Annotated in this window: 11 protein-coding genes; 5 read left to right on the top strand and 6 right to left on the bottom strand. The window is 53.1% G+C overall.

Annotated features, from left to right (window positions below):
- Positions 1-37: 37 nt before the first annotated feature.
- Positions 38-865, bottom strand: coding sequence for an HDOD domain-containing protein (locus MT343_RS12905; RefSeq protein WP_145470038.1), 828 nt, complete (start codon positions 863-865; stop codon positions 38-40).
- A 225-nt stretch (positions 866-1,090) separates the two neighbouring features.
- On the opposite strand from MT343_RS12905, the gene MT343_RS12900 reads away from it, so the two are divergent.
- A complete protein-coding gene (locus MT343_RS12900) occupies positions 1,091-1,975 on the top strand; it encodes an NAD(P)-dependent oxidoreductase (RefSeq protein ID WP_145470039.1) in 885 nt (294 codons plus the stop codon).
- Positions 1,972-2,766 carry a hydroxypyruvate isomerase family protein gene (locus MT343_RS12895; RefSeq protein WP_145470040.1) on the top strand — a complete coding sequence of 265 codons (795 nt, stop codon included), beginning with the start codon at positions 1,972-1,974 and terminating at the stop codon, positions 2,764-2,766. Before MT343_RS12900 ends, MT343_RS12895 begins: the two co-directional genes overlap by 4 nt.
- Positions 2,767-2,788: 22 nt before the next feature.
- Here the strand turns inward: MT343_RS12895 and MT343_RS12890 are convergent, their stop codons facing one another.
- Together MT343_RS12890 and MT343_RS12885 are read right to left on the bottom strand one after the other, a co-directional pair.
- Positions 2,789-3,463 (bottom strand): DUF1289 domain-containing protein, encoded by a 675-nt coding sequence (locus MT343_RS12890; protein ID WP_243989398.1) that lies wholly within the window; start codon positions 3,461-3,463, stop codon positions 2,789-2,791.
- 166 nt (positions 3,464-3,629) lie between these two features.
- The gene (locus MT343_RS12885; RefSeq protein WP_145470041.1) at positions 3,630-3,839 is read right to left on the bottom strand and encodes a cold-shock protein; all 210 of its coding nucleotides are present in this window, start codon (positions 3,837-3,839) and stop codon (positions 3,630-3,632) included.
- 317 nt (positions 3,840-4,156) lie between these two features.
- Between MT343_RS12885 and MT343_RS12880 the strand changes: the two genes are divergently transcribed.
- On the top strand, positions 4,157-5,065 hold the full coding sequence (locus MT343_RS12880; RefSeq protein WP_243989397.1) for a class I SAM-dependent methyltransferase: 909 nt from the start codon (positions 4,157-4,159) through the stop codon (positions 5,063-5,065).
- 19 nt (positions 5,066-5,084) lie between these two features.
- Here MT343_RS12880 and gloA read toward each other — a convergent pair whose 3' ends face one another.
- The 3 genes from gloA to MT343_RS12865 are packed head-to-tail and all read right to left on the bottom strand — an operon-like array spanning position 5,085 to position 7,423.
- Positions 5,085-5,486 (bottom strand): lactoylglutathione lyase, encoded by a 402-nt coding sequence (gene gloA, locus MT343_RS12875; protein ID WP_145470043.1) that lies wholly within the window; start codon positions 5,484-5,486, stop codon positions 5,085-5,087.
- A gap of 9 nt (positions 5,487-5,495) precedes the next feature.
- Positions 5,496-6,131 carry an endonuclease III gene (gene nth, locus MT343_RS12870; RefSeq protein WP_145470044.1) on the bottom strand — a complete coding sequence of 212 codons (636 nt, stop codon included), beginning with the start codon at positions 6,129-6,131 and terminating at the stop codon, positions 5,496-5,498.
- Between the two features lie 50 nt (positions 6,132-6,181).
- Entirely contained in the window at positions 6,182-7,423 is a 1,242-nt protein-coding gene (locus MT343_RS12865; RefSeq protein ID WP_145470045.1) for a GGDEF domain-containing protein, read from the bottom strand.
- A gap of 115 nt (positions 7,424-7,538) precedes the next feature.
- Here MT343_RS12865 and MT343_RS12860 point away from each other — a divergent pair, with 115 nt between their 5' ends.
- Positions 7,539-7,931 (top strand): thioesterase family protein, encoded by a 393-nt coding sequence (locus MT343_RS12860; protein WP_145470046.1) that lies wholly within the window; start codon positions 7,539-7,541, stop codon positions 7,929-7,931.
- Positions 7,932-8,111: 180 nt separating this feature from the next.
- Positions 8,112-13,142: an alpha-2-macroglobulin family protein gene (locus MT343_RS12855; protein ID WP_186435987.1), complete on the top strand. Its 5,031-nt coding sequence runs from the start codon at positions 8,112-8,114 to the stop codon at positions 13,140-13,142.
- The last annotated feature ends 3 nt before the right edge of the window (positions 13,143-13,145 follow it).

Below are 13,145 nucleotides of genomic sequence, written 5' to 3'. Positions count from 1 at the left end.
GCCTTTTTATTTATTGTTTCTTTTGCGCTGACCGCGTTTATTCCAGCAGGCTGTCTAGGCCGGATTCCAGTGAGGTGGTTTTCGCCACATCCGCATAAGCCCGGGTCGTATCCATGCCAATCACTTCAGCAACGGCCAGAGGGAACTGTTCAATAATCTGCTCGTCAGTCCAGTTTTTTTCGTGAGCATCTTTCAGATATTTAGCGATGTAAATTACGCCCGCCAGCTGAGAATAAGGCTGGTCACTGTCGGGATTATGTTGCTGCAGTATGGCTTGCTGCATTTCTTCCGGGAATTTCCAGCGTTTGGCCAGCTCTGCGCCAACATCCGCATAGTTGTAGCCCAGCAGGCTGGTTTCCAGTGTATTGCGTGTTGCGCCCAGCGTTTCAGCATCATCAATGCTTTTGAGTTCATCAGGAATGACCATGTGCATCAGCAAGGTGCCGATGGAGTGCAACATGCCGCAGGTAAAGGCAGTTTCCCGGTCGCAATCTTTAACATAGCCGGCAATCCACTTGGATAACGCGCCAATAGCAAAAGAATCACGCCAGAATTTTTTCTGATCAAAGCCTTCCGGTGCCTTGAAAGCGCCAGTGACGCCAGAGGCCAGTACCATGGTACGCAGAGTGTTAAAGCCGAGCAGCATAATGGCATCGTGGGGATTGGAAACTGTGCGTGACACACCATAATGGGCGGAATTGGCCAGACGCAGAACCTTTGCGGTGAGTGCCTGATCCAGTGCCACTTTATTGCTGATGTCATCAACGTTAACTTCTTCGTCGCGGAAACTTTCAATTAATTCCTGCACGACGCGTGGAATATGGGGCAGTGTCTGGGACTCAGCGAAAATGTTAGCCATGCTCATAGTTATACTTCCTTTGGGTTTCACTGCAATAAAGCATAGGCGAGGAATCCGGAACGGGTAATCTGTGGTGATTCTTTATTGTAATTTTCTGAATCTGTCCTGGTGGGAAAATACTGCTGCTCCGGACAGTAAAAAATGTCACATAAAAGGCGGAAAGCGCCAATAAATCCACATACAGCAACGCTAAGTCTTTGATATTATTGGATGACTTCGGGAGAACAGGTTATGCAGCAACAACGAATCGGTTTTATTGGCATGGGGTTGATGGGGGTACCCATGAGTCAGCGTTTATTGGCTGCTGGGTATCCGCTTATGGTCTGGAACCGTAACCCTGATAAAACCACTGCTCTGCTTCAGGCGGGAGCGCAGGTTGCAGCTTCTGTTGCTGAGCTTGTGGCAGCAAGCGATGTAGTGATGCTCTGCGTAACCGATACCGCGGCGGTTGAATCTGTTGTTTTCGCGGCTGATGGTATTGCAGCTCATGGTCGTACCGGCCAGGTGCTGATTGATTTCTCCAGTATTGATCCGGCGGCGACCCGGCAGATGGCCGAGCGTCTGGAAGCGGCCTGCGGCATGCGCTGGGTTGATGCGCCGGTTTCCGGTGGCGTGGCCGGGGCGGAACAGGGCACTCTGGCGATTATGGCCGGTGGTGACGAAACGCTGATAGACATGCTGCGCCCGTTGCTGGCACCGCTATCGCAGCGGGTTACCCGTATGGGGCCTGTGGGAGCGGGACAGGTGACCAAGATCTGTAATCAGATGCTGGTAAGCTGCAATGTACTGGTCATGGCTGAAGTGATGGCGCTGGCGGAAAAATCCGGCGTCGATGCGGCACAGATTCCGGCGGCTCTTAAAGGCGGATTTGCCGATTCAGTGCCTCTGCAGCTGACCGGCCCGCGTATGGCAGAACGCGATTTTGACCCTGTGAAGTGGCACGTAAAGACGCTGTTAAAAGATCTGGATATGGCCAATGATCTGGCCAGAATAATGAAAAGTGCCATTCCAATGGCCGGACTGGGTGCAGAGCTGATGCGTCTGCACGCAAGCCAGGGTAACGCAGAAAAGGATCCCTGCACTCTGGTGACTATGTATACGGAGAAACAAGGGTGAAACTCACCGCAAATCTGTCCCTGATGTACACTGAGCTGCCATTTTTGCAGCGTTTTGCCGCAGCGCACCATGATGGCTTCGGGGCGGTGGAAATCCAGTTTCCTTACAACACACCGATAGAACACATTCAGCAGGCGCTGAGCGAAAATAATCTGCGCTGCGTCCTGATTAATGTACCGGCCGGCGATTTAATGGAAGGCGGTGAGGGGCTGGCTGCTGTACCGGGAAAAACCGCCGAATACGCAGCCGCGATGGTTGAATGCCTGTACTACGCGCGGGCATTAAAAGTCTCGTGTGTGAATGTCCTGCCGGGGCGTTGTAACGACGAAAATAAACGGGTTTTTTACCTCGATACATTTAAAAAGAATCTGCTGAAAACCGCTGAAAGCCTGGCGCCTTTTGGTATCACCACCACCTTTGAAGCAATCAATACCCGCGATATGCCGGGCTTTCTTATTTCATCAGGCCAGCAGATGCTGGATATTATCGCCGAGTTGAATCATCCGGCGATTAAAGCGCAGTTTGATATTTATCATATGGCGCTGATGGGGCATAACGTCTGCGATTTTATTAATCTGCATGCCGCGAAAATTGGTCATATTCAGTTTGCCGATATCCCGAAACGCGGCGAGCCAGGCAGTGGCACGCTGGATTTTCCTGCTATTTTCCGCTGTATCGAAACCTCGGGTTATAAAGGCTGGGTTGGCGCTGAATATAAGCCAACACGGGCAACCTCGATGACCATGCAGTGGAAGCGTGATCTGGCGGTGAATGTCGCCCTCTGTTCATAGATAGCTGACAGAATGAGCTGGCTCAGCTGAACATATCCAGCTGAGAATCATCGGCTTTGCGCGTTCTGGTCTGTGACCGGGCGCGTGGTTTCTTCTCTTCTTTCTCTTCTTTCTCTTCTTTCTCTTCTTTCTCTTCTTTCTCTTCTTTCTCTTCTTTGCTGTCTTGAGCCGTGATTATCTGTTGCAGTGCAGCGTTCTCTGTTGCGCTGCTGGCAGGCGTGTCTGTGTCAGTACTTATGGGCTCTTCGAACAGGCTGACATTCACGTCATGCTCACGCTTTTCGGCTTCGGCTTCGGCTACGGAAGGATGGCTTTCGGTAGTCGCCCTGTGTTCCGGTTCAGCAATGCTTGCGCGGATGTCGGTGTCCGGACTGGCAGTATCTGCTGGTGCAACAGGCATATCCTGCTGCGGGGCAAACATATCCAGCTGCGGTATGACAATTTCTTCTTCGTTGCTGGTAGCGCTTTGTTGTTTGGCGCTCAGCACCTTAAGGCGGCGCTTTTCACACAGATTCACCACCAGTTGCTTCTGGAAGGTCGTAAACTGGTTCCAGTAGAGACGTTCGTCACGGCTGCGGAAGCAGCCTTTGCAGTAGCCGCGGTTGTTCAGTTCGCAGATACGGCGGCAAGGACTGGGAATGTCAAAGAGTTCGCCCTGATCAATCATCGGAGTAACAATCAGCTGATAATGACCCAAGATTAACAGGTTCTGCGCCGCAGGAAAGCGTTGGGCAGGCCAATTCTGTACCGTGAGCGGCAGGAAAACAGGGGAGGCAGAAATGAAACAGCCCACAGACACCGGAGTGTATGTGGGCTGCCAGAAGATGCTTGATCTGACCCGAAAGTCAGATCAGGCGAAAGGCTTACAGAGGAGTTACGTTTTCCGCCTGTGGGCCTTTCTGACCTTGAGTAACTTCCATAGTTACTTTCTGGCCTTCTTGCAGAGTCTTACGACCACCGCCGTTGATAGCACTGAAATGTACGAATACATCTTTGCCAGATTCCTGCTCGATGAAGCCGAAACCTTTTTCGTCATTGAACCACTTGACGGTGCCTTGAACTAAATTTGCCATGCTTTATTTCCTGAGTAATGCGCCAATCAACGATCGGCCTTGCTATATCTTCTGGCATTTTCATCGATACTGGCCGGCGAACCGGGAAGACAATCAATAAATGCCGCTATCGACCAGTATCTTGCATATCTTACGAATATGGAGCACTCGCCAACACACCTGCACACCTGCACAGGCGCGATTATAGTATCTTACTTATTCCCCCTTACCAAGCCTTAGCAAGGCAGTTTGGCAACTATTTGCAACTGTCTGGCAGTTACAGGCGCAGGTGGCGATCTTTTGCTAAACTTGCGCGCCCAAAATCACAGGAAAGCCCGGTGTTTCAGCATATTCAGTGGCCTGCTGACGATCAGGCACAACGACTTTTCCACGGCCGCGGGCATGCCTGGCCGGGCTTCGAGCACCTTAATATTGACTGGTATGCGCCTCTGGTACTGGTCACCCTGTACGCCGAAGTGGACGAATCCTGGCTGTCAGAGCTTGAACAACAGTTGCTGGCAGGCCTTAAGCGTTGCCGCCCCGATCATGCCGGTCAGCTCAGTGTGGTGGTGCAGCACCGTTGTCGTCCTGACGCGCCTTTTACCCTGCTGTGCGGCCAACTACCGGAACAGCTGGTAATTAAAGAGGATGGTCTGAGCTACTGGCTGCACCTTAACCGCTCGCAGAATACCGGGTTGTTTCTGGATATGGCCAATGGCCGCCGCTGGGTGCGGGGGCACAGTGATGGGCGGCGGCTACTCAATCTGTTTGCCTATACCTGTGGCTTCTCACTGGCGGCGCTGGCCGGTGGTGCCAGTAAAGTGGTGAATGTGGATATGAGCCGCGCGGCCTTGAGTCATGGCCGCGAAAATCATCGTCTGAATGACCACGATCTGAGCCGCGTGGTGTTTGAAGGGGTGGATATCTTTAAATCTTTTGGACGGCTGAAAAAGCACGGTCCTTACGATTTGCTGATCTGCGATCCGCCGACGTTTCAGAAAGGCAGTGTCGATATCCGCCGTGACTACGCCAAGCTGCTGCGGCGTCTGCCGGAGCTGATGGTTGCCGGTGGTGATTGCCTGCTGTGTCTGAATGCCCCGGATCTGGGCGAAGATTTTCTGCTGGCAGAAGTGGCTCAGCATGCTCCGCACTGTGTGCTGGTGGAGCGGCTGGCCAATCCGCCGGTCTTTATTGAAGCGCAGGCCGGGCGCGGCTTAAAGGTACTGCATTTCCGCTACCAGCCCTGAGCTATAAAACCGTCGCCACTCAGAAATTATGGGCGTCGGCGCGTTTCTCGATCAGTTCAATCTTATAGCCGTCCGGGTCTTCAACAAAGGCAATCACTGTGGTGCCGCCTTTAACCGGGCCGGCTTCACGCACGACATTGCCACCATTATTACGGATGCGTTCACAGGCTTCGGCGGCGTTATCCACTTCGATGGCGATATGGCCGTAAGCGCTGCCCAGATCGTATTCGCTGGTGCCCCAGTTGTAGGTCAGCTCCAGCACTGCGCCTTCGCTTTCCGGCTGATAACCGATAAAGGCCAGGGTGTACTGGTATTCTTCGTTGTCGTGCTTGCGCAGCAGGGTCATGCCCAGCACTTTGGTGTAAAACTCAATGGCGCGGTCCATATCGCCGACGCGCAGCATGGTGTGTAACAGTCGCATGGGAAGCTCCTAGTCAGATGTCTTTTGTTTGAATTCGCACAGGTCTTCGATGATACAGGCGCCGCATTTGGGTTTGCGCGCCACGCAGACATAGCGGCCATGCAGAATCAGCCAGTGGTGGGCATCAAGCTGAAACTCTTTTGGCACGACCCGCATAAGACGCTGTTCCACTTCATCAACATTTTTACCCGGCGCAATTTTCGTGCGATTAGAGACGCGGAAAATATGGGTATCGACGGCAATGGTTGGCTGACCAAAGGCCGTGTTCAGCACAACATTGGCGGTTTTGCGCCCGACACCGGGCAGGGCTTCCAGTGCTTCACGGGTTTGCGGCACTTCACCGCCATGTTGTTCAAGCAGAATCTCGCACAATCTGATGACGTTTTTGGCTTTGCTGTTAAACAGGCCGATGGTCTTGATGTATTGCTTTAAACCTTCTTCCCCCAGCGCGCGGATACTTTCAGGGGTATTGGCTACCGGGTAGAGTTTACGTGTTGCCTTGTTGACGCTGACGTCGGTTGCCTGAGCCGACAGCAGTACGGCAATCAGCAGTTCGAAGGGCGTGCTGTATTCCAGCTCCGTTTCCGGGTGCGGATTTTCGGCCTTCAGGCGGGAAAATATTTCGATGCGTTTTTCTTTATTCATGCAGATAACAGGTAGAAAGAATCTGCGCCTATGATAACGCTGATTCTGTTCTATTTCGCCTTTTCCACCCGGTTGCGGCCATTTTCTTTGGCTTTGTACAGCGCTTTGTCGGCGCGCTTCATTAACTCCTCGATGCTTTCGCCGCTGTTACGCCGCGCGGCACCAAAGCTCATGGTGACATTCAGGGTTTTGCTGTTATTGCTTTGGCCGCGCTGTTTTTTGCCCTGACGCTGGGTCTCGGGGCGTTGCTGACGGTTGCGTACAATCAGCGGATAGCTGGCGATGCGCTCGCGGGTTGCCTCAATAAAAGGCAGGCATTCGCTCAGCTCAGATGACGGAAATATCAGGGTAAATTCTTCGCCGCCATAACGGTAAGCGCGTCCGCCACCGCTGGTTTTATTCAGTTGGGCGGCAACCAGGCGCAGTACGTCATCGCCGACATCATGGCCATGGGTATCATTGAATTGTTTGAAATGATCGATATCCGCCATCACCAGCAGGTAGCGGCCATGACGGTGTTTCAGGTCATTCATCAGGGCCCGGCGACCGGGCAGACCGGTGAGCTCGTCAATAAAGGCCAGGTGGTGATTGTTGATCAGCAAAGTGGCAAACAATAAAAGCAGCGACAGGCTGCTGACCAGCACAGAAATCTGGCTCGCATCCAGCCGGTAAAATAACCAGCCATGCAACAGCAAAAGCGCCAGCAGGGCCAGTGGTGTATCGCTCTGTTGTGGCAGACGGTTGATAATCAGCGCGGCGCTAAGGGTAAAACTGATCCACGCAGGCAGTGGCAACAGCCCGGCACTGGCCTGTTCACGGAAGCCAGCCGTCCAGTTCAGGCTGGCGCTATACCAGTCGCTGATGCTCAGTGCCGCCAGCACCAGAAACTGCAGGCCAAGGATAGCGGGGAATATCATACCGCCAAGAGACAGTGGCCGCCGCTCGGGTAAATAGCGGATCAGCGCCACATTGACTGGCCACAGCAGGCACAGCCAGAAAAATACCCAGTAAGTGTTAGCGTCACTCAGCTGAACCTGTAAGCGTTGCTGTACCAGTGCGTAGGTCACCAGCGTCAGGATGGCCATCTGGCCGATACGGCCCTGATTAAACAGCTGGGTTAATAAAAGCAGCAATACACCCAAGCCATATGGCAGTGCCTGCAGCAGCAGAGCGTAGTCGGCATGCCAGCGAGGCATATAAGGCAGAGAAAACCAGGCTGCCAGCAGAACAATAAACGGCAGGGCTGCCGGACGCAGAGAGCTGAGGTAAGGCAAAGTTAATCTCAAAGTCATTAATAGTAAGACAGACCCTAACTATAGACGTCTGTGCTGGCCGCAATTGCAACATTGTGTTGGAGAATGGCAACGAATCTGCGATAAAACGCCTATTTCCTCCGGAGCAGCCCCTATGCAGATTGGTGACCGTTACGAGCTGGAAGTGGATATTACCGCGACGTATACGGCGCAGGGATTGTGCACAACAATAGAAGACCGTTTTCCTGAGGTACTGGCAACAGCCAAAATGATTGCCCTAATGGAGCTGGCTGCGGCACGGCTGATGACGCCATTATTGGCTGCGGGTGAACTTTCGGTCGGAGTGCATGTGAATGTCACCCATATAGCGCCGACGCCAGTCGGAGCGAGTGTGAAAGTCAGCGCTGAGTATCTGGGCAAACCGGCCGACTTTTACGAATTCGAAGTCCGCCTTGAAGATGCGGCAGGAATAGCCGGGGCGGGCACCCATGGCCGTGCCATCGTAGCCGAAGAGCGCTTGCTGCAAGGAGCTGCACGGCGACGTTAATGTGTGACATAGACCGCTTTTGCGGCAGAATTTTCAGGTGAAGGTGGCTTCCCCCTCGGATATACTTCGCGGCTTATCAATAAAGCGGCTTCTGTCGTTTTCAGGATGGCGGCTCTGCTGTCAGCAGCGAATGCACAATGGACTACAGGCCCGGTTAAGGGTACTTCTAAGGACTACATCATGATCAGCCCACGTCTGGCGCTTGTCGCCATTATTTCCTCCGCTTTATTGCTTGCCGGGTGCAGCGATAATGATTCCGGCAGCTCGTCAGCCAGTTCTGCTCCGGCAGTCAGTGAGCCGTCACTTGATCAGGTAGCCGAGGCTCCGGCGTCGAGCGCCATTCCGGCTGAATCTGTCGCTCCGGCAGGGACAAAAGCCCAGGCCGGTGCTAAAGCTCCCGGCGAAAAGCTGACAACGGCCGAACTGTACGCTGGCGTACCTTTACAGGTAGCAGATATCAGCGAGCAGAATTATGACGATGGCAGTGCCATAGGAATTACCTTTTCTGTGCCGCTGGATGGCAGTAAAAACTTTCAGGGCTATTTATTGGTTGAACGCGAACTGGATAACAGCAAACGCGAGCCGGTGAATGGTGGTTGGGTGTTATCCGATGATGGCCGTACCGCGTATTTTGAAAGTGTTGAGCCGGACAGCCGCTATTGGGTAACCGTTGATGCCGGTATCCGCGCGATTAATGGTGAAACCCTGCACAAACCCAGCCGTGGTGATGTGAAATTCGGTTCGCTGAGTGCCAGCCTCGCTTTTGCCAGTAATGGCCATTTCTTGCCGTTAAATCTGCATACCGGTCTGCCGCTGTATGCCTTAAACGTCAGCGAAGCCAATGTGGCTTTTCACCGGGTTAATCCGGATAAGCTGGTACGTCTGGTTAACTGGAAAAACCGTGGCCAGAGCGAAAGTTATTACCGTTTGGATGAATTGCCACAGTTCTCCGATTTAGTGCACGAAGGCCGCTTCACCCTGCCGGCCGAGCGTAACAAACGCCGCCAGATTAATTTACCGCTGCAGGATATTCCGGCGCTGCGTGAACCGGGTGTTTATCTGGCCGTGATGGCCCGTCCCGGACAGTACGATAACCAACTTGCCGTCACCTATTTCATGGTTACCGATATCGGTGTGCATATCCGCAATTACGGCAACGGCTTTGATGTTTATCTGAATACCCTGGGCAGCCCGGAGCCGGTCGAAGGCGCGCAGGTTCAGCTGTTAAACAGCAACGGCAGTGTTGCCTTCGAAGCAAGCAGCAGTGCTGCAGGACGTGTCAGCGTACGCCGTAAAATTGATTACGGCCAGGTGCTGGTGGTGCGTAAAGATGAATCCGTCAGTCTGGTACATTTAAATACTCCGGCGCTCGACCTGTCCGATTTCCGTCTGGCTGATCGTCCGTATAACAGTGCCGAACTCTTTATTTATGCACCGCGCGATATTTACCGTGGCGGCGAGACTGCCACCTTCAGCGCTTTGTTGCGTGACGATGATGGTAAGAGTATTAATTCACGGCCATTAAAAGGCCGCATCATCCGCCCGGATGGTCAGAAAGTAAAAGATATTAACTGGCAGCCGGCTGCCGGTGGTTATTATCAGTATGAATATCCGTTATCGGCCGATGCCCAGACCGGTAACTGGCGTTTAGAAGTTGAAGGCGTGAGTAAAAACCGCGTGGTATATCAGTTTAAAGTCGAAGACTTCATGCCTGAGCGTCTGAAACTGACCTTTAATCCGGGGCAGAACACAACCCGTTACTTCACCAGCCGTGAGCGTCTGAATATTCCGGTACTGGGTGAATATTTATACGGTGCACCAGCGGCGGGTAACCGTTTTGATGCCAGCATCCGTGTATCGTCACTGGCGCATCCTTTTGAACAATGGCCGGATTTCCATTTTGGCAATGTACGTGAAACCGACTGGAATCAGCAGTTTATTGAAAACGGTGCGGTTCTGGATAAAGACGGCAAAATCACTCTGCAAATCGATTCCCGCTGGGACGGTGCCAGATCGCCGCTGGCCGTTACCGTTACCGGCAGCCTGTTCGAGTCCGGCGGTCGCCCGGTGGTGCGCCGCCATGTTGCCCGCGTATTGCCAGGTAATGAGCTGGTCGGTATCCGTCCGCTGTTTGGTGACCGTGCGGCACGTAATTCACAGGCCGAATTTGAATTGGTTAAAACCAACGCCAAAGGTGAAAAACTGGCGGCCGATAATCTGCAGGTACGGTTAATAAATCAGAATCGCCGTTACCACTGGCGCTATTCCAGCAACCGCGGCTGGTATGTGGAAACCAGCGAGCGTGAATTTAATGAACTGACACTGACACGCAGCATCACTGCCGGTAATACCGAAAAAGTATCAGTGCCGGTCAGCTTCGGCAGCTATCGTCTGGAAATTACCGATAAAAGCACCGGTTTAATCAGCAGCATGACCTTTGATGCCGGTGAAGACTGGTACTGGTATTGGGAAGATGCTCAGGATGCCGAACAGGGCGCACGCCCGGATAAAGTTGTACTGGCGCTGGATAAAGCTGCTTATGCCGCCGGTGATGTCGCACAACTGAAAATTGTACCGCCAGCGGCCGGTGAAACCCTGGTGCTGATTGAAAGTAATCAGCTGTTGTGGAGTGCCCGGGTTACGACGCCGGCTGAGGGAGCCACGCTGGATATTCCGGTCGATGAATCCTGGAACCGTCACGATATTTATATCAGCGCGCTGCATTTACAGCCGGCCGACAACAAACAGCGCATTACCCCGACCCGTTCCGTGGGGCTGATGCATCTGAAACTGGATCGTGAACCACGCCGTCTGAATATTGCCCTCGATGCCCCGAAAAAGTGGACGCCGAACCAGCGTGTAGTCACCGAAGTGAAGATCAGTGACAGCAATGGCGCAGCGGTAAACAATGCCTGGGTAACCCTGGCGGCGGTGGATGTTGGTGTACTGTCGATCACCGATTTTAAAACCCCCGATCCTTTTACCTGGTTCTTCAGCCCACGCCGTTATCTGGTGGATATGTACGATATGTACAGCCATTTAATTGGTCTGAATAACAACCGCATGGCGACTCAGCGTTTTGGTGGTGATGCCCCGGAATTAAGCCGTGGCGGTAAAAAAGCCCGCGCCGAAGTACAGATCGTATCGCTGTTTTCCGGTCAGGTAGCGGTGAAAAATGGCGTTGCCCGCATTCCGCTGCAATTACCCGATTTTAATGGCCGTTTGCGTTTAATGGCGCTGGCCTTTGATGAGGAACGCTTCGGCAGTCTGGAACAGGAAGTCACGGTCGCAGCGCCGGTGGTTACACAACTGTCGTTGCCGCGTTTTGTCGCCGTGGGTGATGAAACCAGCGTAGCGCTGGACGTTACCAATTTAAGTGGTGAACAGCAGGCACTGACTCTGCAATTCAGCCTCAGTGGCCCGGCAGTTGTGCGTGATAATACACCATTAACCCAGCAGCTGACGCTGGCCGATGGTGAAAAACAAACCCTGTTATTACCTCTGCGTGCAGAATTTCCGGCCGGCCAGATTGAAATTGGTCTGCAGTTAACCGGTGCCGGTGATTACTCACTGACCCAGAGCTGGAAACTCAACAGCCGTGCCGCCCATCCGGCGCTGACCAAAAAGAAACAGATGGTACTGCAGCCGGGCGAACGTCTGGTGCTGGACGGCAGCGAGATGGATGGCTGGATTCCGCAGTCGCTGGAAGCATTGCTCAGTGTGAATAACCGCGTGAATTTAAACCCGCGCAGCCAGCTCGAATATCTGCTGCGCTATCCGTATGGCTGTCTGGAGCAATCGTTAAGTTCCACCTATCCGTGGATTTATGCAACGCCTGACCAGCTGTCGGATCTGGGTCTGAAAAACAGTAGCGGTCGTAAGCGTGAAAGCGCGCTGGATAGTGGTATGGATCGTATTGTTAAGCGCCAGATGAATCATGGCGGCTATGGCTTATGGTCAAACCATGATGATTATGAACAGCACTGGCTGACCGCCTATGCCGGTGATTTCCTCACCGATGCACAGGATGAAGGTGTACGTGTTGATGCCGATGTACTGCGTAAAACCCTGAGCCGTCTGCAGGAATATCTGCGTGGCCGCGGTAATTTCAGCGAACGCTGGAATGATCGTCCGGAACTCTACCGTCAGATTTATCAGAGTTACGCGGCCTATGTTCTGGCGCGGCATAAAAAAGCATCGCTGAGTGATATCCGTCGCCTGGCGGGTGAGGCGCGTCTGGATTTACCGGCACTGCCATTACTGCATCTGGCACTGGCGGCGAAATTACAGGGCGACCAGCAGCTGTCTGATCAGTTAATGGAAAAGCTGAAAACCGTACAGCGTGAAGAAAATTATTACCTCGGTGATTACGGCTCACGCGTGCGTGATACTGCACAGGTCGTACGCCTGTTACTGCAGTACCGCCAGCAGCAGAGTTTTGCGCTCAGCCGTGCTGAAGCGCTGGCGCGTATGCTGGAGCGCCGTACCTATCTGAGCACTCAGGAACGTAATGCGGTCTTTATGGCGGCGGTACAGCTGGATCGTGTGCCGGGTGATGAGTGGAGTGGTGAACTGAGCATGGGCAGCGTATTAAAAACCCTGCAGCAGGCCGGTGAATTTAACCTGCTGGAAAGTGGTAGCAGCCTGCGTGATGGCGTAACCCTGAGCAATACCAGCAGCGATCCGTTATTCGCCACTCTGATGTATCAGGGCCACAGCAAACTGGCACCGCCGGCAGAAAGTAATGGTGTGAGTATTCAGCGCCGTTATTTCACTACCGATGGTCAGGCGATTATTCCGGATGACGGTGCACTGCGCATGAAAGTCGGTGAGCTGATGCTGGTGCAGCTGGAAGTAAAAGCCGATAAACGCCGTCCGGATTTATTGCTGGTGGATTTATTACCGGCCGGTCTGGAGCTGGAAAATCAGAACTTAAGCGCATCGATCAAGCTGGATGAAATCAATATCGATACTCAGCCGGTGGCCGAATGGCAGCGCCGTTCACGTATTTCTCATCAGGAATACCGTGACGACCGTTATGTCGCCGCTATTGATGCCGATTCTTACAGCACCACCCGGGTATTTTATCTGGTACGGGCGGTAACACCGGGTAATTATCAGGTGCCGGTACCGCTGGTCGAAGATATGTACGACCCGGAAACCCGTGCGCTGGGTACCACGCCGGATATTCTGTTTGTTACTCAGCCCTGATTC

It is taken from the genome of Venatorbacter sp. C2-1 (genome assembly GCF_022832715.1).
Lineage (GTDB): Bacteria > Pseudomonadota > Gammaproteobacteria > Pseudomonadales > Oceanobacteraceae > Venatoribacter > Venatoribacter alkanivorans.
Note: the sequence above shows the minus strand (reverse complement) of the source record. Positions and strands in the feature narration are given on the sequence as shown.